Origin of the sequence: Streptomyces cinereospinus (assembly GCF_042430725.1) — a bacterium.
In the GTDB taxonomy this organism is placed as follows: domain Bacteria; phylum Actinomycetota; class Actinomycetes; order Streptomycetales; family Streptomycetaceae; genus Streptomyces; species Streptomyces cinereospinus.
Genome location: NZ_JBHMCY010000013.1, coordinates 104,630 through 128,561, shown reverse-complemented (window position 1 = coordinate 128,561; position 23,932 = coordinate 104,630). Strand labels below are relative to the sequence as shown.

Annotated in this window: 20 protein-coding genes, 4 tRNA genes and 1 pseudogene; 5 read left to right on the top strand and 20 right to left on the bottom strand. The window is 70.3% G+C overall.

The window, feature by feature from the left end; genetic code table 11:
- Window positions 1-272: 272 nt before the first annotated feature.
- The 9 genes from ACFF45_RS09680 to ACFF45_RS09640 all read right to left on the bottom strand — a co-directional run bounded on the left by ACFF45_RS09680 (window position 273) and on the right by ACFF45_RS09640 (window position 12,688).
- On the bottom strand, window positions 273-4,172 hold the full coding sequence (locus ACFF45_RS09680) for a DNA-directed RNA polymerase subunit beta' (RefSeq protein WP_381344621.1): 3,900 nt from the start codon (window positions 4,170-4,172) through the stop codon (window positions 273-275).
- Window positions 4,173-4,270: 98 nt separating this feature from the next.
- Entirely contained in the window at window positions 4,271-7,756 is a 3,486-nt protein-coding gene (rpoB, locus tag ACFF45_RS09675) for a DNA-directed RNA polymerase subunit beta (RefSeq protein ID WP_381344618.1), read from the bottom strand.
- Between the two features lie 622 nt (window positions 7,757-8,378).
- Complete coding sequence (gene rplL / locus ACFF45_RS09670) at window positions 8,379-8,768, bottom strand: 50S ribosomal protein L7/L12 (RefSeq protein WP_381344616.1); 390 nt, start codon at window positions 8,766-8,768, stop codon at window positions 8,379-8,381.
- Between the two features lie 114 nt (window positions 8,769-8,882).
- Entirely contained in the window at window positions 8,883-9,413 is a 531-nt protein-coding gene (gene rplJ, locus ACFF45_RS09665; RefSeq protein ID WP_381344613.1) for a 50S ribosomal protein L10, read from the bottom strand.
- A gap of 502 nt (window positions 9,414-9,915) precedes the next feature.
- Window positions 9,916-10,641, bottom strand: a complete 726-nt coding sequence (rplA, locus tag ACFF45_RS09660; RefSeq protein WP_381344610.1) for a 50S ribosomal protein L1 — start codon at window positions 10,639-10,641, stop codon at window positions 9,916-9,918.
- A 76-nt stretch (window positions 10,642-10,717) separates the two neighbouring features.
- Window positions 10,718-11,152 carry a 50S ribosomal protein L11 gene (rplK, locus tag ACFF45_RS09655; protein WP_381344608.1) on the bottom strand — a complete coding sequence of 145 codons (435 nt, stop codon included), beginning with the start codon at window positions 11,150-11,152 and terminating at the stop codon, window positions 10,718-10,720.
- A gap of 183 nt (window positions 11,153-11,335) precedes the next feature.
- The gene (gene nusG / locus ACFF45_RS09650; protein WP_381344605.1) at window positions 11,336-12,142 is read right to left on the bottom strand and encodes a transcription termination/antitermination protein NusG; all 807 of its coding nucleotides are present in this window, start codon (window positions 12,140-12,142) and stop codon (window positions 11,336-11,338) included.
- Between the two features lie 79 nt (window positions 12,143-12,221).
- Window positions 12,222-12,509, bottom strand: coding sequence for a preprotein translocase subunit SecE (secE, locus tag ACFF45_RS09645; protein ID WP_381344603.1), 288 nt, complete (start codon window positions 12,507-12,509; stop codon window positions 12,222-12,224).
- A 106-nt stretch (window positions 12,510-12,615) separates the two neighbouring features.
- A tRNA-Trp gene (locus ACFF45_RS09640) sits at window positions 12,616-12,688 on the bottom strand.
- Between the two features lie 294 nt (window positions 12,689-12,982).
- Between ACFF45_RS09640 and ACFF45_RS09635 the strand changes: the two genes are divergently transcribed.
- Both ACFF45_RS09635 and ACFF45_RS09630 read left to right on the top strand, forming a co-directional pair.
- Window positions 12,983-14,209: a pyridoxal phosphate-dependent aminotransferase gene (locus tag ACFF45_RS09635; RefSeq protein ID WP_381344600.1), complete on the top strand. Its 1,227-nt coding sequence runs from the start codon at window positions 12,983-12,985 to the stop codon at window positions 14,207-14,209.
- Window positions 14,210-14,338: 129 nt separating this feature from the next.
- Window positions 14,339-15,394 (top strand): adenosine deaminase, encoded by a 1,056-nt coding sequence (locus tag ACFF45_RS09630; RefSeq protein WP_381344598.1) that lies wholly within the window; start codon window positions 14,339-14,341, stop codon window positions 15,392-15,394.
- On the opposite strand, the gene ACFF45_RS09625 is transcribed toward ACFF45_RS09630, so the two are convergent.
- From ACFF45_RS09625 to ACFF45_RS09595, 7 genes and pseudogenes are all read right to left on the bottom strand, one after another.
- Window positions 15,384-16,439 carry a UDP-N-acetylmuramate dehydrogenase gene (locus ACFF45_RS09625; protein WP_381344595.1) on the bottom strand — a complete coding sequence of 352 codons (1,056 nt, stop codon included), beginning with the start codon at window positions 16,437-16,439 and terminating at the stop codon, window positions 15,384-15,386. The two genes, ACFF45_RS09630 and ACFF45_RS09625, sit on opposite strands and share 11 nt — an antisense overlap.
- 10 nt (window positions 16,440-16,449) lie before the next feature.
- Window positions 16,450-16,803 (bottom strand): annotated as a pseudogene (locus ACFF45_RS09620) (MFS transporter); the annotation flags it as partial.
- 146 nt (window positions 16,804-16,949) lie between these two features.
- On the bottom strand, window positions 16,950-17,378 hold the full coding sequence (locus ACFF45_RS09615; RefSeq protein ID WP_381344592.1) for a MaoC family dehydratase: 429 nt from the start codon (window positions 17,376-17,378) through the stop codon (window positions 16,950-16,952).
- A gap of 4 nt (window positions 17,379-17,382) precedes the next feature.
- Window positions 17,383-17,835, bottom strand: a complete 453-nt coding sequence (locus tag ACFF45_RS09610) for an FAS1-like dehydratase domain-containing protein (protein WP_381344590.1) — start codon at window positions 17,833-17,835, stop codon at window positions 17,383-17,385.
- Between the two features lie 229 nt (window positions 17,836-18,064).
- Window positions 18,065-18,229 (bottom strand): 50S ribosomal protein L33, encoded by a 165-nt coding sequence (rpmG, locus tag ACFF45_RS09605; RefSeq protein ID WP_003948671.1) that lies wholly within the window; start codon window positions 18,227-18,229, stop codon window positions 18,065-18,067.
- An 89-nt stretch (window positions 18,230-18,318) separates the two neighbouring features.
- Window positions 18,319-18,391 (bottom strand) — tRNA-Met (locus ACFF45_RS09600).
- Window positions 18,392-18,437: 46 nt separating this feature from the next.
- Window positions 18,438-18,510 (bottom strand) — tRNA-Thr (locus ACFF45_RS09595).
- Between the two features lie 269 nt (window positions 18,511-18,779).
- Here ACFF45_RS09595 and ACFF45_RS09590 point away from each other — a divergent pair.
- Together ACFF45_RS09590 and ACFF45_RS09585 are read left to right on the top strand one after the other, a co-directional pair.
- A complete protein-coding gene (locus ACFF45_RS09590) occupies window positions 18,780-20,078 on the top strand; it encodes an amidohydrolase family protein (protein WP_381344588.1) in 1,299 nt (432 codons plus the stop codon).
- A 270-nt stretch (window positions 20,079-20,348) separates the two neighbouring features.
- Window positions 20,349-21,005, top strand: coding sequence for an SDR family oxidoreductase (locus ACFF45_RS09585; protein WP_381344585.1), 657 nt, complete (start codon window positions 20,349-20,351; stop codon window positions 21,003-21,005).
- Between the two features lie 35 nt (window positions 21,006-21,040).
- On the opposite strand, the gene ACFF45_RS09580 is transcribed toward ACFF45_RS09585, so the two are convergent.
- The 3 genes from ACFF45_RS09580 to ACFF45_RS09570 all read right to left on the bottom strand — a co-directional run bounded on the left by ACFF45_RS09580 (window position 21,041) and on the right by ACFF45_RS09570 (window position 22,677).
- A complete protein-coding gene (locus ACFF45_RS09580) occupies window positions 21,041-21,280 on the bottom strand; it encodes a hypothetical protein (RefSeq protein ID WP_381344582.1) in 240 nt (79 codons plus the stop codon).
- Between the two features lie 25 nt (window positions 21,281-21,305).
- Complete coding sequence (locus ACFF45_RS09575; protein WP_381344580.1) at window positions 21,306-22,391, bottom strand: hypothetical protein; 1,086 nt, start codon at window positions 22,389-22,391, stop codon at window positions 21,306-21,308.
- A gap of 204 nt (window positions 22,392-22,595) precedes the next feature.
- Window positions 22,596-22,677: transfer RNA gene (locus ACFF45_RS09570), tRNA-Tyr, on the bottom strand.
- A gap of 223 nt (window positions 22,678-22,900) precedes the next feature.
- Between ACFF45_RS09570 and ACFF45_RS09565 the strand changes: the two genes are divergently transcribed.
- Window positions 22,901-23,389, top strand: coding sequence for a YajQ family cyclic di-GMP-binding protein (locus ACFF45_RS09565; protein ID WP_381344578.1), 489 nt, complete (start codon window positions 22,901-22,903; stop codon window positions 23,387-23,389).
- 136 nt (window positions 23,390-23,525) lie between these two features.
- On the opposite strand, the gene ACFF45_RS09560 is transcribed toward ACFF45_RS09565, so the two are convergent.
- Window positions 23,526-23,792: a GlsB/YeaQ/YmgE family stress response membrane protein gene (locus ACFF45_RS09560; RefSeq protein WP_381344575.1), complete on the bottom strand. Its 267-nt coding sequence runs from the start codon at window positions 23,790-23,792 to the stop codon at window positions 23,526-23,528.
- Window positions 23,793-23,932: the final 140 nt, after the last annotated feature.

Genomic DNA, 23,932 nt, shown 5'->3' with positions numbered 1-23,932 from the left:
CCGTGTGGCGGCCCCCCGCCGACTCTCCCCCCTCCCCCCCGCCGCACGGCGGATCCCAGGCCGACCTGCCGCCGGCCGCCGGGCAGGCCGTCCGCCGGCCCTGCCGGCCTGCGCAGCACCCCACGGCCGTGCCGCCGCCCGCCCCGGCGCGGAGCCGGCCGGCCCCCGCCCCGCAGCGCCCCGGACAGCTCGCACGGCCCCGGGAGACGGCCCGCGCACACGCCGAAGGGCGGCCCCCGGAAAGGGACCGCCCTTCGACTCAAGCGACTCGCTTACTGGTTGTACGGACCGTAGTCGTAGTCCTCCAGCGGAACGGCCTGGCCGGAGCCCGTGCCGAACGGCGAGTAGTCGATGTCGTCGTAGCCCACGGCCGAGTACATCGCGGCCTTGGCCTCCTCGGTCGGCTCCACCCGGATGTTGCGGTAGCGGGACAGACCCGTACCGGCCGGGATGAGCTTACCGATGATGACGTTCTCCTTGAGGCCGATCAGGGAGTCGGACTTGGCGTTGATCGCCGCGTCCGTGAGGACCCTGGTCGTCTCCTGGAAGGACGCCGCCGACAGCCACGACTCGGTCGCCAGCGAGGCCTTGGTGATACCCATGAGCTGCGGACGGCCGGAGGCCGGGTGACCGCCCTCCTGGACCACACGACGGTTCTCGTGCTCGAAGCGCGAACGCTCGACCAGCTCACCGGGCAGCAGCTCGGCGTCGCCGGACTCGATGATCGTCACCCGGCGCAGCATCTGCCGGATGATGATCTCGATGTGCTTGTCGTGGATCGACACACCCTGCGAGTTGTACACCTTCTGGACCTCGCCGACCAGGTGGACCTGGACGGCACGCTGGCCCAGGATGCGCAGCACGTCGTGCGGGTTGGTGGCACCCACGGTGAGCTTCTGGCCCACCTCGACGTGCTCGCCCTCGCTGACCAGGAGACGGGCGCGCTTCGAGATCGGGTACGCCGTCTCGTCGCTGCCGTCGTCCGGCGTGATGACGAGCTTCTTGGTCTTCTCGGTCTCCTCGATCCGCACCCGCCCGGAGGCCTCGGAGATCGGGGCCACACCCTTCGGGGTACGGGCCTCGAAGAGCTCCACGACACGCGGCAGACCCTGGGTGATGTCGTCACCGGCCACACCACCGGTGTGGAAGGTACGCATCGTCAGCTGGGTACCGGGCTCACCGATGGACTGGGCGGCGATGATGCCGACCGCCTCGCCGATGTCGACCAGCTTGCCGGTGGCCAGCGAACGGCCGTAGCACATGGCGCAGGTGCCGACGGCGGACTCGCAGGTCAGGACCGAGCGGGTCTTGACCTCGGAGACGCCGTGCCGGATCAGCTCGTCGATGAGCACGTCGCCCAGGTCGGTACCGGCCGGGGCCAGCACCTTGCCGTCCACGACGATGTCCTCGGCGAGGCAGCGCGCGTACACCGACGTCTCGACGTCCTCCGCCTTGAGCAGCGCACCGTCGGCGCCGCGCTCGGCGATCGACAGCCGCAGACCGCGGTCGGTGCCGCAGTCCTCCTCGCGGATGATGACGTCCTGCGAGACGTCGACCAGACGACGGGTGAGGTAACCCGAGTCGGCGGTACGCAGGGCGGTGTCCGCCAGACCCTTGCGGGCACCGTGCGTGGAGATGAAGTACTCCAGCACGGACAGGCCCTCACGGAACGACGCCTTGATGGGACGCGGGATCGTCTCGTTCTTCGCGTTCGACACCAGACCACGCATACCGGCGATCTGACGCATCTGCATCATGTTGCCTCGTGCGCCCGAGTTCACCATCATGAAGATCGGGTTGGTCTTCGGGAAGTTCTCGTTCATCGCCTCGGCGACCTCGTTGGTCGCCTTGGTCCAGATCGCGATGAGCTCCTGGGTGCGCTCGTCCTTGGTGATCAGACCGCGCTCGTACTGCTTCTGGACCTTCTCGTCCTGCGCCTCGTAGCCGCGGACGATCTCCTTCTTCGCCTCGGGGACGACGACGTCGGAGATGGCCACGGTGACACCGGAACGGGTGGCCCAGAAGAAGCCGGCCGCCTTCAGGTTGTCGAGCGTCGCCGCCACGATGACCTTCGGGTAGCGCTCCGCCAGGTCGTTGACGATCTGGGAGAGCTGCTTCTTGCCGACCTCGTAGTCGACGAACGGGTAGTCCTCGGGCAGCAGCTCGTTGAAGAGCGCACGGCCCAGCGTGGTCCTCAGGGTGAAGCTGTCACCCTGCTGCCACTCCGGCTCGTCCTCCTCGCGGACCGGCGGCACCCAGCCGCGCGGCGGAATGGTGCCCACCGGGAACCGGATGTCGACCCGCGCCTGGAGCGACAGCTCGCCGGCGTCGAACGCCATGATCGCCTCGGCGACCGAGGAGAACGGGCGGCCGGCGCCCTTGATGTCGCGGCCCTCGTCGTCCGTGGTGAGGAAGTACAGGCCCAGCACCATGTCCTGGGTCGGCATCGTCACCGGACGGCCGTCGGCCGGCTTGAGGATGTTGTTCGAGGACAGCATCAGGATGCGGGCCTCGGCCTGCGCCTCCGCGGACAGCGGCAGGTGCACGGCCATCTGGTCACCGTCGAAGTCCGCGTTGAACGCGGTGCAGACGAGCGGGTGGATCTGGATGGCCTTGCCCTCGACCAGCTGCGGCTCGAAGGCCTGGATGCCGAGGCGGTGCAGCGTGGGCGCACGGTTCAGCAGGACCGGGTGCTCCGCGATGACCTCTTCCAGCACGTCATACACGACCGTGCGGCCGCGCTCGACCATGCGCTTGGCGCTCTTGATGTTCTGCGCGTGGTTCAGGTCGACCAGGCGCTTCATCACGAACGGCTTGAACAGCTCCAGCGCCATCGCCTTGGGCAGACCGCACTGGTGCAGCTTCAGCTGCGGGCCGACGACGATCACGGAACGCGCCGAGTAGTCGACTCGCTTGCCGAGCAGGTTCTGACGGAAGCGGCCCTGCTTGCCCTTCAGCATGTCGCTGAGGGACTTCAGCGGGCGGTTGCCGGGACCGGTCACCGGACGGCCGCGGCGGCCGTTGTCGAACAGCGCGTCGACGGCCTCCTGGAGCATGCGCTTCTCGTTGTTCACGATGATCTCGGGCGCGCCGAGGTCGAGAAGCCGCTTCAGTCGGTTGTTCCGGTTGATCACACGGCGGTACAGGTCGTTCAGGTCGGAGGTCGCGAAGCGGCCACCGTCCAGCTGCACCATCGGACGCAGGTCCGGCGGGATGACCGGCACGCAGTCCAGCACCATGCCCTTGGGGCTGTTGGACGTCTGCAGGAACGCGGAGACGACCTTCAGCCGCTTGAGCGCACGGGTCTTCTTCTGGCCCTTGCCGGTGCGGATGATCTCGCGGAGGCGCTCGGCCTCCTCGTCGAGGTCGAAGGACTCCAGGCGCTTCTGCAGCGCCGCGGCGCCCATCGAGCCGTCGAAGTAGGTGCCGAAGCGGTCCCGCAGCTCGCGGTAGAGCAGCTCGTCGCCCTCCAGGTCCTGGACCTTGAGGTTCTTGAACCGGTTCCACACCTCGTCGAGGCGGTCGATCTCGCGCTGCGCACGGTCGCGCAGCTGCTTCATCTCACGCTCGGCACCCTCGCGCACCTTGCGGCGCACGTCGGACTTGGCGCCCTCGGCCTCCAGCTCGGCGAGGTCCGACTCCAGCTTCTTGGCGCGGGCCTCCAGGTCGGCGTCCCGGCGCTGCTCGATCTGCTGGCGCTCGACGGAGACGTGGGCCTCCAGCGAGGGCAGGTCGCGGGTGCGGCGCTCCTCGTCCACGTACGTGATCATGTACGCGGCGAAGTAGATGACCTTCTCCAGGTCCTTCGGGGCCAGGTCGAGCAGGTAGCCCAGCCGCGACGGAACGCCCTTGAAGTACCAGATGTGCGTGACGGGGGCGGCCAGCTCGATGTGGCCCATCCGCTCACGGCGCACCTTGGCGCGCGTGACCTCGACGCCGCAGCGCTCACAGATGATGCCCTTGAAGCGGACGCGCTTGTACTTGCCGCAGTAGCACTCCCAGTCCCGGGTCGGACCGAAGATCTTCTCGCAGAAGAGTCCGTCCTTCTCGGGCTTGAGGGTGCGGTAGTTGATGGTCTCGGGCTTCTTGACCTCGCCGTGGCTCCACTGACGGATGTCGTCAGCGGTGGCCAGGCCGATCCGGAGCTCGTCGAAGAAGTTGACGTCGAGCACTATGCGTCAATCCCTCTCAGGGTCGTGAGTCTTGGGGTCTGAAACGGGGTCCCGGGGTCGGCGGGCCTTCTGCTGTTCAGAAGGCCCGCCGGACTCCGTCAGACCTCTTCGACGCTGCTCGGCTCGCGCCGGGACAGGTCGATGCCGAGCTCCTCCGCAGCGCGGAAGACGTCCTCGTCGGTGTCGCGCATCTCGATGGACATACCGTCGCTGGACAGCACCTCCACGTTCAGGCACAGGGACTGCATCTCCTTGATGAGCACCTTGAAGGACTCGGGGATGCCGGGTTCGGGGATGTTCTCGCCCTTGACGATGGCCTCGTAGACCTTCACGCGGCCGGTGACGTCGTCGGACTTGATGGTCAGCAGCTCCTGGAGGGCGTAGGCGGCGCCGTACGCCTCGAGTGCCCACACCTCCATCTCGCCGAACCGCTGGCCACCGAACTGGGCCTTACCGCCCAGCGGCTGCTGGGTGATCATCGAGTACGGACCGGTCGAACGGGCGTGCAGCTTGTCGTCGACCAGGTGGTGCAGCTTCAGGATGTACATGTAGCCGACCGAGATCGGGTCCGGGAACGGCTCACCGCTGCGGCCGTCGAACAGCCGCGCCTTGCCGGACGGGAGCACCATGCGCTCGCCGTCGCGGTTCGGGATGGTGTGCTGCAGCAGACCCGCGAGCTCGTCCTCACGCGCACCGTCGAAGACCGGGGTGGCGACGTTGGTGCCGGGCTCGACCTGGTCGGCGCCGATCACCTGGAGACGCTGCGCCCACTCGTCCGCGAGGCCGGAGACGTCCCAGCCGCGGCTGGCGAGCCAGCCGAGGTGGATCTCCAGGACCTGTCCCGGGTTCATTCGGGACGGCACGCCCAGCGGGTTGAGGATGATGTCGACCGGGGTGCCGTCCTCCAGGAACGGCATGTCCTCGATCGGCAGGATCTTCGAGATGACGCCCTTGTTGCCGTGGCGGCCGGCGAGCTTGTCACCGTCGGTGATCTTGCGCTTCTGCGCGACGTAGACGCGCACCAGCTGGTTCACACCGGGGGGAAGCTCGTCGCCCTCCTCGCGGTCGAAGACGCGCACGCCGATGACCTTGCCGGTCTCGCCGTGCGGCACCTTCAGCGAGGTGTCACGGACCTCACGGGCCTTCTCACCGAAGATCGCGCGCAGCAGGCGCTCCTCGGGGGTCAGCTCGGTCTCGCCCTTGGGCGTCACCTTGCCGACGAGGATGTCGCCGGCGATGACCTCGGCACCGATGCGGATGATGCCGCGCTCGTCGAGGTCGGCGAGGACCTCCTCGGAGACGTTCGGGATGTCCCGGGTGATCTCCTCGGGGCCGAGCTTGGTGTCACGGGCGTCGACCTCGTGCTCCTCGATGTGGATCGAGGAGAGGACGTCGTCCTGCACGAGGCGCTGCGACAGGATGATCGCGTCCTCGTAGTTGTGACCCTCCCACGGCATGAACGCGACCAGCAGGTTCTTGCCGAGCGCCATCTCGCCGTTCTGGGTGGCCGGGCCGTCGGCCAGCACCTGGCCGGTGACGATCCGGTCGCCCTCGTTGACGATGACCTTCTGGTTGACCGAGGTGCCCTGGTTGGAGCGGGCGAACTTGGCCAGGCGGTACGTGATGTACGTGCCGTCGTCGTTGGCGGTGGTGATGTAGTCCGCGGAGACCTCCTGGACCACACCGTCCTTCTCGGCCTTGACCACGTCGCCGGCGTCGACGGCGGAGCGGTACTCCATGCCGGTGCCGACGAGCGGGGACTCGGACTTGATCAGCGGCACGGCCTGACGCATCATGTTCGCGCCCATCAGGGCGCGGTTGGCGTCGTCGTGCTCCAGGAAGGGGATCATGGCGGTCGCGACCGACACCATCTGGCGCGGCGAGACGTCCATGTAGTCCACGTCCTCGGGCGCGACGTAGTCGACCTCGCCGCCACGGCGGCGGACCAGTACGCGGGCCTCGGCGAACCGCATCTCGTCGGTGAGCGGCGCGTTGGCCTGCGCGATGACGAAGCGGTCCTCCTCGTCGGCGGTGAGGTAGTTGACCTCGTCCGTGACCTGGCCCTCGATCACCTTGCGGTACGGCGTCTCCACGAAACCGAACGCGTTGACCCGGCCGTAGGTGGCGAGCGAGCCGATCAGACCGATGTTCGGGCCTTCGGGCGTCTCGATCGGGCACATGCGGCCGTAGTGCGACGGGTGCACGTCGCGGACCTCGAAGCCGGCCCGCTCACGGGAGAGACCACCCGGGCCGAGGGCGTTCAGACGACGCTTGTGCGTCAGCCCCGACAGCGGGTTGTTCTGGTCCATGAACTGGGACAGCTGGCTGGTGCCGAAGAACTCCTTGATGGAGGCGACGACCGGCCGGATGTTGATCAGGGTCTGCGGCGTGATCGCCTCGACGTCCTGGGTCGTCATGCGCTCGCGCACGACGCGCTCCATACGGGCGAGACCCGTACGGACCTGGTTCTGGATCAGCTCGCCGACGCTGCGGATGCGGCGGTTGCCGAAGTGGTCGATGTCGTCGGTCTCGACGATGATCGAACGGCCCGACTCGCCGACGGTCTCGCTCTCACCGGCGTGCAGCTTCACCAGGTACTTGATCGTCGCGATGATGTCCTCGACGGTCAGCACGCCCGCGTCCAGCGGCGTGTCCGTGCCCAGCTTCTTGTTGACCTTGTAGCGGCCGACCTTGGCGAGGTCGTAGCGCTTGGGGTTGAAGTACAGGTTCTCCAGCAGCGTCTGCGCGGCCTCACGCGTGGGGGGCTCGCCCGGGCGCAGCTTGCGGTAGATGTCGAGCAGCGCGTCGTCCTGGCCCTGGGTGTGGTCCTTCTCCAGGGTGGCGCGCATGGACTCGTACTCGCCGAACTCCTCCAGGATCTGCTCGGTCGTCCAGCCGAGGGCCTTGAGGAGGACGGTCACGGACTGCTTGCGCTTGCGGTCGATGCGGACACCGACCATGTCGCGCTTGTCGATCTCCATCTCCAGCCAGGCACCCCGGGAGGGGATGATCTTGGCGGAGAAGATGTCCTTGTCGGAGGTCTTGTCGATGGAGGAGTCGAAGTAGACACCCGGCGAACGGACCAGCTGCGACACCACGACACGCTCGGTGCCGTTGATGACGAAGGTGCCCTTGTTCGTCATGAGCGGGAAGTCGCCCATGAAGACCGTCTGGGACTTGATCTCGCCGGTCTCGTTGTTGGTGAACTCGGCGGTGACGAAGAGCGGGGCCGCGTAGGTGAAGTCGCGCTCCTTGCACTCGTCGATCGAGTTCTTCGGCGGCTCGAAGCGGTGGTCGCGGAAGGTCAGCGACATCGACCCGCTGAAGTCCTCGATCGGGGAGATCTCCTCGAAGATCTCCTCGAGCCCGGACTTGGTGGGGACGTCCTGACCGTTCTCCAGAGCCTCCTCGACCCGACTCTGCCAGGCCGTGTTGCCGAGCAGCCAGTCGAAGCTCTCGGTCTGCAGCGCGAGCAGGTTCGGAACCTCGAGAGGCTCCTTGATCTTTGCAAAGGAGATGCGCAGCGGGGCGGTGCTGGCGCCGTTGTTCGTATTCGCGGTCGAGGCGTTGCGCGAGGCGGCCAAGAGGGGGTCCTTCCGAGGGCTCGGACTCACTACGCGCGTACCGGCCCCTCACCGATGCACGGAGACAGATAACCCCAGGTCAGGGACGGTCTGATCGTCTATGCTCAAGCGAGGGCATGCCCCTGGTGACGAGCAGGGGACAGCTAACAGGCAGCGCAAAGGGTCAGTGTAGCCACTTGGCACACTGATGTCCAGTGCGGGTTTTCGAAGACCCTCGATGCCCTCGTTGTCCTCAACCCCTGCGACAAGGTCACGCCCTCAACGCCACGGTGATACTGCCCTCTTCGCCGTCGATCCATGCCTCGGATTCGGATCCTTGTGACGACGCGTCCTGAGAATTGCGCGCTGCGTGCAGTTCGTCAAGGCCCTCTTGCCCAAGCGGGGGTGCTGCGCTCGTCACGTGCGGCCCGCCACCGGGGGCGCCAAGAGCACAACGAAGATCACCTTACCCCCCGCGACCCCGGGTGCAAGGCAACCGCCACCGGGCCCCGGGAACACCGAAGAGCGACCACCCGGATGGATGATCGCTCCACGATGCGTACGCGTTACAGCCCCAGGGGGCCGTGCGCGGCCCCCTGGGGCCGCGATCAGCGCGCGTGAGTCCGTGCGGACCCGAGAGGTCTTACTTGACCTCGACGGAGGCGCCGGCGCCCTCGAGGGCCTCCTTGGCCTTGTCCGCGGCGTCCTTGGCGACCTTCTCCAGGACGGGCTTCGGGGCGCCGTCCACCAGGTCCTTGGCCTCCTTCAGGCCGAGGGAGGTCAGCTCACGCACGACCTTGATGACCTGGATCTTCTTGTCGCCGGCGCCGGTGAGGACGACGTCGAACTCGTCCTTCTCCTCGACGGCCTCGGCGGCGGCGCCGCCCGCGGCACCACCGGCGACGACGACCGGCGCGGCAGCGGCGGCGGTGACGTCGAACTTCTCCTCGAACGCCTTCACGAACTCGGAGAGCTCGATGAGGGTCATCTCCTCGAACTGCGCGAGCAGGTCGTCCTGAGACAGCTTCGCCATGATGGCGGTCCTTCCACTAATTCGGCTGGTGCCGGATGTACATGTCTGGCGGGCGTACGTCTGGCCCGCTGTGACCGTCGCGCTCGGGCCGCGGCGGTCAATGTGCGAGCCGAGTTACTCGGCACCGCCCTGCTCGGCCTGCTGGGCACGGAGCGCGTCCACGGTGCGGACGAGCTTCGACGGCAGCGCCTGGAAGACGGAGGCAGCCTGGGACTGCTTCGCCTTGAAGGCACCGGCCAGCTTGCTGAGCAGAACCTCGCGGGACTCGAGGTCCGCAAGCTTCTTGATCTCGTCGGCGGACAGCGCCTTGCCGTCAAGGACACCGCCCTTGATGACGAGATCGGGGTTGTCCTTGGCGAAGTCACGAAGACCCTTCGCCGACTCCACCGGGTCACCGGTGACGAAGGCGACGGCCGTCGGACCAGCGAAGAGCTGGTCGTCCAGCGTGATCCCGGCCTCGTTGGCCGCAATCTTGGTCAGCGTGTTCTTCACCACGGCGTACTGGGCGTTCTCACCGAGCGAACGGCGCAGCGTCTTGAGCTGCGCCACGGTGAGACCGCGGTACTCGGTCAGCACGGCGGCGTTGGAGCGGCGGAACTTGTCCGTCAGCTCGGCAACCGCGGCAGCCTTGTCGGGCCTCGCCATAGAGCCTCGGCCTCCTTCCGGGTGATTCGGACCGCGCGGACCCGAAGGAGGACTGGGGAAAACGAAACGCCCCGGCGCAGGCGCACGGGGCGGACTCGACCGGACGTACACGCGTGGACGCACGTACTCCGGGAGCACTTCCTCTGTCACCTGCGCGGGTCGTCCGCAGTTCAGCGGATCCTTCGGCCACCGCACCCTCTCGCGAGCGCACGGCAACGACCAGCGGTCTTTGGCTTCCGTGGAAGCGTACGCGACCGCAGCCCCGCGGAGCAAATCCGCCCGTACGGCCCTCCGCGCCGGGCCCGGGGACGGCCCGCGCGGAGGCCCCCGCCGCCCCGCCGTACCGGCCCCGGACGGCCCTGCCGGCCCGCTGGAGCCGCTCGGGGCGGACGGGCCGGGCGGGGCGGGGCGGATGGCGGGTCCCCGGCGAACGCGACGGGCCCCGCACGCCCTGAAGCAGGGAGTGCGGGGCCCGTGACCGACTTGAGCGAGCCATGAGGGCTCAGACCGCGGCCGGGTCCTCCTCGAGGAGGAGGTTGCGGGTGCGGTTCGGGTCGACCGGGATGCCGGGGCCCATCGTGGTGGTGATGGCGGCCTTCTTGATGTAGCGACCCTTGGCGGCGGACGGCTTCAGCCGGAGGATCTCCTCCAGCGCGGCACCGTAGTTCTCCACCAGCTTGGCGTCGTCGAAGGACACCTTGCCGATGATGAAGTGCAGGTTCGAGTGCTTGTCGACGCGGAACTCGATCTTGCCACCCTTGATGTCGGTGACAGCCTTGGTGACGTCGGGGGTCACGGTGCCGGTCTTCGGGTTCGGCATCAGACCACGCGGACCGAGCACGCGGCCGAGGCGGCCGACCTTGCCCATGAGGTCCGGGGTGGCGACGACGGCGTCGAAGTCCAGCCGGCCCTTCGACACCTCGTCGATCAGCTCGTCGGCGCCGACGATGTCGGCGCCCGCGGCACGCGCGGCCTCGGCACGGTCGCCGGTCGCGAAGACCAGGACCCGGGCGGTCTTACCGGTGCCGTGCGGAAGGTTCACGGTGCCACGGACCATCTGGTCGGCCTTGCGCGGGTCGACACCCAGACGGAAGGCGACCTCGACGGTGCCGTCGAACTTGGTCGTGGAGGTCTCCTTGGCGAGACGGACGGCCTCGAGCGGGGCGTACAGCTTTTCCCGGTCGACCTTGGCGTCCGCAGCGCGGAGAGACTTGCTGCGCTTGCTCACTACTGCTCCTGGGGTTCTTAGGAGGTGTGGTCCGGGCCGAGCAGGCCCTGCCACTACTGCTCGGGGAGGTTGGGGCTCAGCCCTCGACCGTGACGCCCATGGAACGGGCGGTGCCGGCGATGATCTTCTCGGCGGCGTCCAGGTCGTTGGCGTTGAGGTCGGGCATCTTCGTCTGGGCGATCTCACGGACCTGGTCGCGGGTGATCTTGGCGACCTTGGTCTTGTGCGGCTCGCCGGAGCCCTTCTCCACGCCCGCGGCCTTGAGGATCATCTTGGCGGCCGGCGGCGTCTTGGTCACGAAGGTGAACGAGCGGTCCTCGTAGACCGTGATCTCCACCGGGATGACCCAGCCGCGCTGCGACTCGGTCGCGGCGTTGTAGGCCTTGCAGAACTCCATGATGTTGACGCCGTGCTGGCCCAGCGCGGGGCCGACCGGCGGGGCCGGGTTGGCGGCACCGGCCTGGATCTGGAGCTTGATGAGCCCCGTGACCTTCTTCTTCTTGGGAGGCATAGCTCTCCGGGTCCTTTCGATTCGGGTCTACCCTCCGCCGAGTCGCGTCTCGGCAGAAGGCATACCGCACAACGATAACGGGTATGGATGCGCGGCCAAAAACCGTGCAGGTCAGACAGGCTCCGAGAGCCCACCTGACCTGCGCGGAAGCGATACGTCCAGAAGGGGCGCGCCCGGAAGGGGTCAGTTCTTCTGGATCTGGTCGAACGAGAGCTCGACCGGCGTCTCCCGGCCGAAGATCTCGACCAGACCCTTGACCTTCTTGGAGTCGGGGTTGATCTCGTTGATCGTGGCCTGGAGCGTGGCGAACGGGCCGTCGGTGACGGTGACCGAGTCGCCGACCTCGAAGTCCAGCACCTGGACCTCGACCTTGCGCTGCGGCGCCGGCTTGCCCTCGGCCTCGGCGGCCTCGCGGGCGGCCTTCTCCTCCGCCTCCGGGGCGAGCATCTTGACGATCTCGTCCAGGGTCAGCGGGTACGGGTCGTAGGCGTTGCCCACGAAGCCGGTGACACCGGGGGTGTTGCGCACGACGCCCCAGGACTCGTTGGTCAGGTCCATGCGGACCAGGACGTAGCCCGGGAGCTTGTTCTGCTTGATGGTCTTGCGGTCGCCGTTCTTGATCTGGACGACCTCTTCCTGCGGCACCTCGGCCTGGAAGATGTAGTCCTCGACGTTCAGCGAGACGGCGCGCTGCTCCAGGTTGGTCTTCACGCGGTTCTCGTAGCCGGCGTACGTGTGGATGACGTACCACTCGCCGGGCAGCGTCCGCAGTTCCTGACGGAGCTTCTCGACGGGGTCGAGCTCGGGCTCGGCCTCCTCCTCCGCCGGCTCCTCGTCGACGTGCACGGCGGCTTCTTCCGCGGGCTCGTCCGCGGCGGCGTCGGCAGCCTCGGCCTCGTCCAGGTCGTCGTCCGCACCCTCGACGATGTCGAGCTCGTCTTCCACGGACTCGACCGGCTCGATGGCGTCGTTCACGTTCGGGTCAGACACGGTGGCTGCTTCTTCCTGGATACATAGGGGTGGTACACGCGAAAGGGGCGCCGGGTCCCGGCGCCCTATCGCTCTTGGCTCAGCCGAAGACGTACTGGGCGGCGTGGTCGAGCCCATAGTCGATCACGGTGACCAGTCCGATCATGACCACGACGAAGATGATCACGACGGTCGTGTAGCGCGTGAGCTGCGAGCGCGTGGGCCAGACGACCTTGCGGAGCTCCGCGACGATCTGCCGGTAGAAGAGGGCAAGGCGCTTCAGCGGGCCCTTCTTGGCCCGCTTACCGCCCTTACGGGTCTTCTTCTGGGACTCGGGCGCCTCGTCCTGGGCGTCAGGCGTGTCGATGGAGCCCACGGCGTCCGTCATGCGTCCTCACCTGATCCCGGGTCGTGGCCGTGCCGCGCCCGGTTCTGAGCCGCACGGCGGTGCATTGCTGTACGTACCTGCGCACACATCCTGGCGGTGTGTGTAGCAGGGCCGGAGGGACTTGAACCCCCAACCGCCGGTTTTGGAGACCGGTGCTCTACCAATTGAGCTACGACCCTTTGTGTGTCCCCCAACGTACCGCATCCAACCGGGTGCTCGGTGTGCACCGGCCGGGCGCGGGCCCGCCGAAGGCCAACGAGGTGAGAGTGTACGTGGTTGTGAGCCGGGCGTCGAACAGAAAAGGCCCGCCGGGCCTGCGCGTCAGGAGGATCGCCGGCTTCCGGGCGCCCGGCCGGCCGAAGATCGCCCAGGCCACCCGTTGTGCGGTGAGTGTTGTCCCACGGTTCGCCCGGAACTGTTCAGTCCGTGAAACCCGTGTGCCGGGCCGGTTTCCGGTCTGGAACGATGGCCTCATGAGCGCTGCAACCCCACCCACCGAGCGCCGGGTCTCGGCCCGCATCGGCGCGATCTCCGAGTCCGCCACCCTCGCCGTGGACGCCAAGGCCAAGGCCCTGAAGGCCGCCGGGCGTCCGGTGATCGGATTCGGCGCCGGCGAGCCCGACTTCCCGACTCCTGACTACATCGTCGAGGCCGCGATCGAGGCCTGCAAGAACCCCAAGTACCACCGCTACACCCCGGCCGGCGGCCTGCCCGAGCTCAAGGCCGCCATCGCCGCCAAGACGCTGCGCGACTCCGGTTACGAGGTCGACGCGTCCCAGATCCTGGTCACCAACGGCGGCAAGCAGGCCATCTACGAGGCCTTCGCCGCGATCCTCGACCCGGGCGACGAGGTCATCGTCCCGGCCCCGTACTGGACGACGTATCCCGAGTCGATCCGGCTGGCCGGCGGTGTCCCGGTGGAGGTCGTCGCCGACGAGACGACCGGGTACCGGGTGACCGTCGAGCAGCTGGAGGCGGCCCGCACCGAGCGCACCAAGGTCGTCCTGTTCGTCTCGCCGTCCAACCCGACCGGCGCGGTCTACTCCGAGACCGAGACGGAGGCCATCGGCCGCTGGGCCGTCGAGCACGGCCTGTGGGTCCTCACCGACGAGATCTACGAGCACCTGGTCTACGGCGACGCCTCGGCCGTGTCGCTGCCGGCCGTCCTGCCGGAGCTGCGCGACAAGTGCATCGTGGTCAACGGCGTCGCCAAGACGTACGCCATGACCGGCTGGCGGGTGGGCTGGATCATCGGCCCGAAGGACGTCGTGAAGGCCGCGACGAACCTCCAGTCGCACGCCACGTCGAACGTCTCGAACGTCGCCCAGGTGGCCGCGCTCGCCGCCCTCGCCGGTGACCTCGACGCCGTCGCGACCATGCGCGAGGCCTTCGACCGCCGCCGCCGCACCATCGTGCGGATGCTCAACGACATCGACGGCGTGTTCTGTCCCGAGCCCGAGGGCGCGTTCTACGCGTACCCGTCGGTGAAGGCGCTGATCGGCAAGGAGATCCGCGGCAGGCGGCCGCAGAACACCGTCGAGCTGGCCGCCCTCGTCCTGGAGGAGGCCGAGGTCGCGGTCGTCCCCGGCGAGGCCTTCGGCACGCCGGGTTACGTGCGGCTGTCCTACGCCCTGGGCGACGAGGACCTCGTCGAGGGTGTGAGCCGCCTCCAGAAGCTGCTGGCGGAGGCCCGCGACTGACGCGCCCGCGCCCGCGGGACGACGACGGGCCGCCTTCCTCCGGGAAGGCGGCCCGTTCTTTCGTGCGAGCAAGACCACGAACGGGGAAAGCGGTACCGGGACGAGCAAGCCGTACGGCAGGATCTGGGAATGGAACGTGTACGTGATGTCTCCGACCTCCCGAAGGCCCATCTGCACCTGCACTTCACCGGCTCGATGCGGCCGGGCACCCTGCTGGAGCTGGCCGACAAGCACGGCGTCCGGCTGCCCGACGCGCTGACCGACGCCCTGGTCAGCGGAGAGCCGCCGAGACTGCGGGCGACGGACGAGCGGGGCTGGTTCCGCTTCCAGCGCCTGTACGACGCCGCGCGCTCGTGCCTGAGGCAGCCGGAGGACATCCAGCGGCTGGTGCGGGAGGCGGCCGAGGAGGACGTGCGGGACGGTTCGGGCTGGCTGGAGATCCAGGTCGACCCGACGTCGTACGCGCCGCGCCTGGGCGGGCTCATCCCGGCGCTGGAGATCATCCTGGACGCGGTGGACACGGCGGCGCGGGAGACCGGGCTCGGGATGCGCGTCCTGGTCGCCGCGAACCGCATGAAGCACCCGCTGGACGCCCGCACGCTGGCCCGGCTGGCCGTCCGCTACGCCGACCGCGGCGTGATCGGCTTCGGCCTCTCCAACGACGAGCGGCGCGGCATGGCCCGCGACTTCGACCGGGCCTTCGCCATCGCCCGCGAGGGCGGCCTGCTGTCCGCCCCGCACGGCGGCGAGCTGACCGGCCCGGCCTCGGTCCGCGACTGCCTGGACGACCTGCACGCCGACCGGGTGGGTCACGGCGTGCGCGCGGCGGAGGACCCGCGCCTGCTCAAGCGCCTGGCCGACCGGGGCGTCACCTGCGAGGTGTGCCCGGCGTCGAACGTGGCCCTCGGCGTCTACGAGAAGCCCGAGGACGTCCCCCTGCGCACGCTGTTCGAGGCCGGCGTCCCGCTGGCCCTGGGCGCCGACGACCCGCTGCTCTTCGGCTCCCGCCTGGCGGCCCAGTACGAGATCGCCCGCGACCACCACGGCTTCACCGACGCGGAGCTGGCCGAACTGGCCCGCCAGTCGGTTCGCGCGTCCGCGGCCCCGCCGGAGACGAAGACGAGGCTGCTGGCGGGCGTGGACGCCTGGCTGGCGGTCGGCGAGCCGGCCGCCGCTAGAGGCTGACGCCCACCGTCACCGGCTCGTTGACCAGGGTGATCCCGAACGCCTCGCGCACCCCGGCGACGACCTCGCGGGCCAGCGCCAGCAGGTCCTCCGTGGTCGCCCCGCCGCGGTTGGTGAGGGCCAGGGTGTGCTTGGTGGAGATCCGGGCGGGCCCGCTGCCGTATCCCTTGCCGAAGCCCGCCCTGTCGATCAGCCAGGCGGCGGAGGTCTTGGTGTGCCCGTCCCCGGCCGGGTACGCGGGCGGCTCCACGTCCTCGCCGAGCCGCTCGCGCACGCGCGCGTGGAAGGCGGCGAACCGGGCGTCGGTGAGGATCGGGTTGGTGAAGAAGGACCCGGCGGACCACGTGTCGTGGTCCTCGGGGTCGAGCACCATGCCCTTGCCGGCGCGCAGCTTCAGCACGGTGTCCCGGGCGTCGCCGAGCGGGACCCGGTCGCCGGGCTCGACGCCGAGCGCGCGGGCCGTCTCGGCGTACCGGATGGGGCCCGACAGCCCGCCCGCGTCCTCCAGCCCGAAGCGGACGCGCAGCACGACGTACCGCTCGGGGTCGGCCTTGAAGCGGCTGTGGCGGTAGGAGAAGCCGCACTCGGCGTTCGTCAGGGTGACCGTCTCGCCGGCCCTGCGGTCGTAGGCGATCACCTCGGCGATGGTGGAGGAGACCTCCTGGCCGTACGCGCCCACGTTCTGGATCGGGGTCGCCCCCGCCGAGCCCGGGATCCCGGCCAGGCACTCGATCCCGGCGAGCCCGGCCTCGACGCTGCGCGCGACGGCGTCCGTCCACACCTCTCCGGCGGCCAGCTCCAGCCGGGTACCGGCCGGCTCGATGCCGCGGGTGGCGATGCGCAGGGCGGTCCCGTCGAACCCCTTGTCCCCGATCACCAGGTTCGAGCCGCCGCCGATGACCAGCAGCGGCGTACCGGATGCATCGGCCTCCCGGACGGCGTCGACGACCTCGGCGTCGGTCGTCGCGGTCACCAGCCGGGTCGCGGGGCCGCCCAGCCGGAAGGTGGTCAACGGGGCGAGGGGAGCGTCGTGGAGTACCTGCACGCGCCCAAGACTACGAGACGGCACCGACGGCGACGGCCGGTGCGCGCCGCTCCCCGCAGCCGCGGCCCACCACGCGCGCGTCCGGTGCGGCGCCGGTGCGCCGGCCCGGGACGACCAGGGCGGCGGCCTCCGCGAGGCCCACCACCGCGGCGCCCGCAGCGAGCGCCGGCCGCGGCCCGTCGCCGAAGGGCCGCGCGGACTCGTAGCCGCCCTGCGCCGCGAAGAGCGGGAACATGACCGCGATGCCGAGCGCGCCGCCCACCTCCCGCGGGGCGTTGTCCGCGCCGGCGGCGACGCCCTGCTCGCCGGGCGGCACGCCTGACATCACCAGGGCGGACGCCGGGGCGAGGAAGAGGGCGTGCCCTCCGGTCGGAGAGGACCTCGGCGACCGGCGCGACCGGCGGGCCCGAGCACCGTAGGCCGTGCGCGCCATGGGGCGAGCGCATGGGTAAGGGGCGCCCGCAAGGGCGGCCGCCCCTTACCTCCACCCGATCGGCTGCGGGGTCGGGCTCAGGCCAGGCGGACGACCGCCCGCGACATGCCCAGCACCTTCTGCCCGGCGCTCGTGGCCGTGAGGTCCACGCGGACCGTGTTGTCGTCGAGCTTGGCGGCCACCTTGCCGCTGACCTCGATCGTGGCCCCCTGGTCGTCGTTCGGGACCACGACGGGCCTGGTGAAGCGGACGCCGTACTCGACGACCGCGCCCGGGTCGCCGACCCAGTCGGTGACCACGCGGATCGCCTCGGCCATGGTGAACATGCCGTGCGCGATCACGTCCGGCAGGCCCACCTCCCTGGCGAACCTCTCGTTCCAGTGGATGGGGTTGAAGTCGCCGGACGCGCCCGCGTACTGGACGAGTGTGGCGCGAGTCACCGGAAAGTTCTGGGCGGGCAGTTCGGTGCCGACCTCGACGTCGGCGAACGCGATCTTGGCGGTCATCTGCTCACGCCTCCTCGGCCGCGCGGGCCACCAGCTTGGTCCAGGCGGTCACGACGTGCTCGCCGGCCTCGTCGTGCACCTCGCCCCGGACGTCCAGGACGTCGTTGCCGGCCAGCGACTTGACGGACTCGATGGTCGAGGTGACCGTCAGCCGGTCGCCGGCGCGCACCGGGCGGCTGTAGGCGAACTTCTGGTCGCCGTGCACCACCCGGTTGTAGTCCAGACCGAGCTGCGGGTCGGCCACGACCTGCCGCGCCGCCTTGAAGGTGATCGCGAAGACGAAGGTGGGCGGGGCGATCACGTCGGCGTGGCCGAAGGACTTGGCGGCCTCCGGGTCCGTGTAGACCGGGTTGGCGTCCCCCACCGCCTCCGCGAACTCGCGGATCTTCTCCCGGCCCACCTCGTAGGGGTCGGTGGGCGGGTAGGTCCGCCCCACGAAGGACTGGTCGAGCGCCATGGCTCGGCACCTCCTGGTTTCTGCTCTGGTCGACCGGTGAACGGCGGCCCCCCGAAGGGGGTCTGCTCAACGAGCACCGCGCCGGGTCAACCGTATAAAAGGCCATCGTGGGTCATCGCGTTCGGTGGCCACGCCGACCGAACGCGATGACTGAAAAAGCCACGAGGCCGTCCCCCTGATCCGGGGGACGGCCTCGTGTTACGAGCCGTACGAGATGTACTGGCCTGCGTCAGCGCGTTTCGCGGTGCGCGGTGTGCGCGTTGCAGCGCGGGCAGTGCTTCTTCATCTCCAGACGGTCCGGGTTGTTACGCCGGTTCTTCTTGGTGATGTAGTTCCGCTCCTTGCACTCCACGCAGGCCAGCGTGATCTTCGGGCGGACGTCGGTGGCAGCCACGTGAGTGCTCCTTGACGAACGGGTAGGTTAATTCAACGCAAGAAAGAGTAGCCGATCGAAGGACCGACCCCGCAATCGGCTACTGTCAGTAGCGGTGACCGGACTTGAACCGGTGACACAGCGATTATGAGCCGCTTGCTCTACCGACTGAGCTACACCGCTGCGATGCGATCGGGCCCCGCCTGACGACGGGAACCTCTCACACCAGAGCCCCAAAACGGAATCGAACCGTTGACCTTCTCCTTACCATGGAGACGCTCTGCCGACTGAGCTATTGGGGCGAGCGATGAAGACATTACACGCTCGGCCGCCGTTCACCCAAATCCGTTCCCGCGCCCCCGCCGCGCACCTCTCAGCAGCCCCGGGGGCCGCTGGGGCACCGGTCCCGTCCGGCGGACCACACCGGTACGACTATTGCGCTCCTCCGCGCCACGGGCCGGACGCCGCCCTAGGCTCGACTCACTCTGCGTGATCTTGTGTCCATGGCGCGGCGGTAGGCCATGAGCCCGACCGCGATCCGCCCCGAACCCGACACGTCCCCTGGAGTGCGATGCCCGACAGCCAGCCGCAGCCGCCCCCTTCGTCGTCGTCCCCGTCGGGCTCGGGGCAGGGCGACGCGGCTCCCCTGCTGCTGTGCGGCGCGCGGCTGACCGACGGCCGGACGGTGGACGTCCGGCTGGACGGCGGACGGATCGAGGCGGTGGGCACGGCCGGCAGCCTGGGCGGAACGGGCGGCGGCACCCGCGGCGGGGCCGGGGGCACCGGCGGCACCGGTGGCGGTGACCGGGTGGACCTGCACGGCTACCTCCTCCTGCCGGCCCCCGCCGAGGCCCACGCCCACGCCGACACGGCCCTGTCCGCCGACGGCGGCGCCCCGGTGCCGTACGACCCGCAGGACGTCCAGCGCCGGGCCACCGAGGCCACGCTGCTGCAACTGGGGCACGGGGCGACCGCGCTGCGCGCCCACGTCCGCGTGGGGGACGTACAGGGGCTGGGCGCGCTGACCGCCGTACTGCGGGCGCGTCGCGCGCTGCGCGGGCTCGCCGAGCTGACCACGGTGGCGATGCCGCGGGTGCTGACCGGGGCGGCCGGCGCGGACGGGCTCGCCATGCTGCGGGACGCGCTGAAGATGGGCGCCTCCGTGGTGGGCGGCTGTCCGGACCTCGACCCCGATCCGACGGGCTACGTGGAGGCCGTCCTGGAGGTCGCCTCCGAACACGGCTGCCTCGTCGACCTGCACACCGACGCCACCGACCCGGCGCGGCTGGCCCGCCTCGCCGCGATGGCCGGCGGCCTGCGCCCGGGCGTGACGGTCGGCCCCTGCGGCGGCCTGGGCGACCTGCCCGCCGACGTGGCGTCCCGCACCGCCGACCAGCTGGCGGCGGCCGGGGTGACCGTGGTGTGCCTGCCCCAGGGCGGCTGCGCGGGCGCCGACCGGCGCGGGACGGCGCCCGTACGGCTGCTGCGCGCCGCCGGCGTACGCCTCGCCGCCGGCAGTGGCGCCCTCCGGGACACCGCGAACCCGGTGGGCCGCGGCGACCCCCTGGAGGCCGCCCACCTCCTGGCCTCCCAGCACGGTCTGGGTGCCGAGGACGCCTACGACGCCGTGAGCACCTCCGCCCGCGCCGCCCTGGGCCTGCCCGAGGTCCGGGTGGAGGCGGGCTTCCCGGCCGAGCTGCTGGCCGTCCGCGGGGACCGGCTGGCGGGCGCGCTGTCCCTGGCGTACAGCCGGATCGTGGTGCACCGGGGGCGCGTGGTGGCGCGGACGAGCGCGGTGCGGGAGTACTGCAACTCGGCCGCGTCGGCCGAGCTGGGGCTGCCCCGGCAGGGGCGGGGGGAGTTGTCGTAGCCGTGGCGGCCGGCGGGTGCGCCCGCCCGGCCGCCACGGCCACGGGGCCGCACGCGGGGGGCGTCCCCGCCGCCCCGCCGTCCGGGAGGGCCGTCCGAAAGGCCGTCCTGGGACCTTCTGGGCGCATGCGGGAGAGGTTCTTCTCGGCGCGCCGTCCGGGAGGGCCGCCGGGGCCGTCCGGGAGACCTGCTGGGGGCCGCCCGGGAGGCCGTCCGGGGCCCTGTCCGTCCCGTGGGGCGGATGCGGCCGTTCGGGCGTACGGTCGGAAACATGCGCATAGTCATCGCTGGAGGCCATGGACAGATCGCGCTGCGGCTGGAGCGGCTGCTCTCCGCGCGCGGCTACGAGGTGGCGGGCATCATCCGCCGCCCCGAGCAGGGTGACGACCTGCGGGAGGCGGGCGCCGAACCGGTCCTGCTGGACCTGGAGTCGGCCACGGTCGAGCAGGTCGCGGCGTACTTGCAGGGCGCCGACGCGGCGGTGTTCGCGGCCGGCGCCGGTCCGGGCAGCGGGGCGGCGCGCAAGGAGACGGTGGACGAGGGCGCGGCGGTGCTGTTCGCGGACGCGGCGGTCCGGGCGCGCGTACGCCGCTTGCTGGTCGTCTCCTCGATAGGCGCCGACCCGGACCACCAGGGCGACGAGGTCTTCGACGTCTACCTGCGCGCCAAGGGCGCGGCCGACGCGCACGTCCGCCGCCAGGACACGCTGGAGTGGACGATTCTGCGCCCGGGCGCACTCACGGACGACGCCGGCACCGGCCTGGTCCGCCTGGAGGCGCACACCGGCCGCGGCCCGGTCCCGCGCGACGACGTGGCCGCCGTGCTGGCGGAGCTGCTGGAGACCCCGGCGACGGCGGGCCTGACCCTGGAACTGATCAGCGGGTCGACCCCGGTGTCGGTGGCCGTGAAGTCGGTGGCCGGGAACTGAGCCCGGCCACGGCGGCGCACACCTCGGTACGCCCCTCAGAACAGCGGTAGCTGCCCGGGGAACTCCGGCAGGACATGCCCGTCCAACGACGGCTGGACCGCCCCCAGTTGCGCCTGCCGGCGCGACCCGGGGCACGAGACCAGCCGGCCGCTCCCGCGCGCGCCGGGCGGGTCGTGCCGGGCGAACCGCCCCGCGACGACGGCGATCTCGCGACGGCACTCGGGGCAGGTCCTCCGGCGGGAGGAGTGCGGGGGCTGGGAGGAGCGGGAGCTCATGGGGCCCAGTGTGCCTGAACCCCCGTCAGCCGGTACGGCGTCGGCGGTGGCGCCGCCACTGCCAGGCCGCCGCCACCGCGCAGGAGGCCGTGATCAGGGTGATGCCGAAGACGGGCCAGTGACTGCCCGCCAGCCGCAGGTCGGCGAGGACGACGGCGAGGACGAGGCCCACGGGGATGAGGAGCGAGAGCAGCGCCCTGACGGTGGCCGCCAGCATCCCGGGGTCGATCCGCGCGGACCGCCGCGGCCGGGCCACCGGCTCACCGGAGTAGAAGGCCGTGGCCCGGTCCAGGAGGCGATCGGTGGACCGGCTGTACGACCGGCCCACGTACGGGATCCAGACGAGCGGAGCGACCATGCCGACCAGGAACACGGCGCCGAGCAGGGCGTAACGCCCCACCGTGACCAGCCATCGCCGCAGGCCGCCCGCCGTCGCCTCACCTTTCGGCGGAACCAGCCCCAGGACGCGCGCCATCCGCACGGTCAGCTGCCACAGGACCGTCATGCGCCGCCCGCCGGCCTCCGGCATGCCGTCCTCGCGCTCCCAGGTCCTCTCCGGCATGCCGTCCTGGCGCTCCCGGGTCCCCTCCGGCCCGGCCGCCCGCCCGGTGCTTCTCCCGGCCCGCTTCCCGTCCGTCCTTCTCCGTTCGGCGAGTGCCGCCTCCGCGAGCGCGGCCCCTGCGCGGCCGACGTCCGCGTGCACCCCCTGCAGGACCAGGAGTTCGGCGCCGCGAACGGGGGTGGTGGCGTCCTGTCCCTCCAGGGCGGCCAACTCCAGGCAGGTACGCGCCTGGCTGAGCAGTGCCGCGCAGAAGGCGAACGGCGCCATGATCAACAGGGGGCCGCCGACGATCGCTCCCTCGGTGACGACCCGGCGCTTGCCGCGGGTGAGCGTCAAGGCCCGTAGTTCGGCCATGACAGCGTCGGGGCGGGCGGCCCGCGTCCGGGCCACCGAACGGACGGCGACCGGGCCCATGTGCCGCACGGCGTACGCGGCCAGGAGCTCGGGCAGACAGCGCGGATTCGCGGCCGCCGACCTCAGCACCGACCGGGTGAGAGCGGCGTCCTGCAGCGCGCCCGCGTCGTCGTCGGCCGGGCCCGGCACGGTCATCCCGTCCCCGGTCCGGGGCGGGCCCCGACCGGGGACCCGGCCGTCCGCCACCCACAGGACACCGAGACCGACATATGCGACATGACTCGTGTGTAACACAGGCCGGACACGGCGGCAGCCGACGACCGGTCAGCCCTGCCTCCGCATACGACAAGACCCCCGTCGATCTGCGTTTCCGCAGATCGACGGGGGTCTTCCCCAGTGTGGCGGCGCCAGGATTCGAACCTGGGAAGGCTGAGCCGGCAGATTTACAGTCTGCTCCCTTTGGCCGCTCGGGCACACCGCCGGGGTTCGCTGCCGTTCGAACCGCTTTTCTGCGGTGCTCGCCGGCAACGACGTAAACAATACCCGATACGGAGGGGTGCTTCGCCACCTGATTGATCTGCGCCCGGGGGACACGGGGTGGCTAGGCTTGTGCGGATGCGGCCCCGGTTCCCGCCGGGCCCGGCCGCCGCGCCGCGTAGCCGCTACGCACCCGATTCGCACCCCGATACAAGGAGCCACAGCACATGGCCGACTCCAGTTTCGACATCGTCTCGAAGGTCGAGCGGCAGGAGGTCGACAACGCCCTCAACCAGGCCGCCAAGGAGATCTCGCAGCGCTACGACTTCAAGGGCGTGGGTGCCTCGATCTCGTGGTCCGGTGAGAAGATCCTGATGGAGGCGAACTCCGAGGACCGCGTGAAGGCCGTCCTCGACGTCTTCCAGTCCAAGCTGATCAAGCGTGGCATCTCGCTGAAGGCCCTCGACGCGGGCGAGCCCCAGCTCTCGGGCAAGGAGTACAAGATCTTCGCGTCGATCCAGGAGGGCATCTCCCAGGAGAACGCGAAGAAGGTGGCGAAGATCATTCGTGACGAGGGCCCGAAGGGCGTCAAGGCCCAGGTCCAGGGCGACGAGCTGCGCGTCAGCTCCAAGAGCCGGGACGACCTGCAGGCCGTGATCGCCGTGTTGAAGGGCAAGGACTTCGACTTCGCGCTGCAGTTCGTGAACTACCGCTGACCGACGCCGCACGGGCCCGGGCCGCCGCCCGGGTCCGAGCACGCGGCCGGGGCGCCTCAGGGAGGGCGGGCGCCTGATGTCCGGTGGCCCGCCCCGCCCAGCCGGCGCGGAGCGCGCCTGCGCGCCCCGTGCCCGGTCAGTCGCGCGAGTGACCGAACAGGATGCGGTACTCGATCAGCAGGACCAGCGAGCCGCCGGTCGCCGCCGCCCAGGTGGCGCCGTCGTAGAAGTCCTTGCTGATCGGGTGGTCCAGCCAGCGGGCCGATATCCAGCCGCCGATGAACGCGCCCGCGATGCCGATCACGGTCGTGCCGAGCAACCCGCCCGGGTCGCGGCCCGGCAGCAGGAACTTGGCGATGGCTCCGGCCAGGAGTCCGAGGATGATCCAGCCGATGACGGTCATGCCGTGAACCTGCCCTTCCGTGCTGTGCCCGCGCTCTTTCGGGGCTGTGTTCCCGGGAGCGCGTGATCTCGTGCTGCGGTTCGCCCCGCTCCACCAGGACGGCCCGGCGGGGCTTGGTGGCTGCACGGCCTCGCGCGCGG

What these genes read in the sequence shown, in the direction of transcription:
- ACFF45_RS09615 (WP_381344592.1), bottom strand. Translation starts at nt 17,378, where the DNA reads ATGACCGCCAAGATCGCGTTCGCCGACGTCGAGGTCGGCACCGAACTG.
- rplK (WP_381344608.1), bottom strand. Translation starts at nt 11,152, where the DNA reads ATGCCTCCCAAGAAGAAGAAGGTCACGGGGCTCATCAAGCTCCAGATC.
- ACFF45_RS09635 (WP_381344600.1), top strand. Translation starts at nt 12,983, where the DNA reads ATGAGCGCTGCAACCCCACCCACCGAGCGCCGGGTCTCGGCCCGCATC.
- ACFF45_RS09610 (WP_381344590.1), bottom strand. Translation starts at nt 17,835, where the DNA reads ATGGCGCTCGACCAGTCCTTCGTGGGGCGGACCTACCCGCCCACCGAC.
- ACFF45_RS09565 (WP_381344578.1), top strand. Translation starts at nt 22,901, where the DNA reads ATGGCCGACTCCAGTTTCGACATCGTCTCGAAGGTCGAGCGGCAGGAG.
- ACFF45_RS09590 (WP_381344588.1), top strand. Translation starts at nt 18,780, where the DNA reads ATGCCCGACAGCCAGCCGCAGCCGCCCCCTTCGTCGTCGTCCCCGTCG.
- ACFF45_RS09560 (WP_381344575.1), bottom strand. Translation starts at nt 23,792, where the DNA reads ATGACCGTCATCGGCTGGATCATCCTCGGACTCCTGGCCGGAGCCATC.
- ACFF45_RS09575 (WP_381344580.1), bottom strand. Translation starts at nt 22,391, where the DNA reads ATGACCGTGCCGGGCCCGGCCGACGACGACGCGGGCGCGCTGCAGGAC.
- rplL (WP_381344616.1), bottom strand. Translation starts at nt 8,768, where the DNA reads ATGGCGAAGCTGTCTCAGGACGACCTGCTCGCGCAGTTCGAGGAGATG.
- rplJ (WP_381344613.1), bottom strand. Translation starts at nt 9,413, where the DNA reads ATGGCGAGGCCCGACAAGGCTGCCGCGGTTGCCGAGCTGACGGACAAG.
- ACFF45_RS09580 (WP_381344582.1), bottom strand. Translation starts at nt 21,280, where the DNA reads ATGAGCTCCCGCTCCTCCCAGCCCCCGCACTCCTCCCGCCGGAGGACC.
- ACFF45_RS09585 (WP_381344585.1), top strand. Translation starts at nt 20,349, where the DNA reads ATGCGCATAGTCATCGCTGGAGGCCATGGACAGATCGCGCTGCGGCTG.
- ACFF45_RS09630 (WP_381344598.1), top strand. Translation starts at nt 14,339, where the DNA reads ATGGAACGTGTACGTGATGTCTCCGACCTCCCGAAGGCCCATCTGCAC.
- secE (WP_381344603.1), bottom strand. Translation starts at nt 12,509, where the DNA reads ATGACGGACGCCGTGGGCTCCATCGACACGCCTGACGCCCAGGACGAG.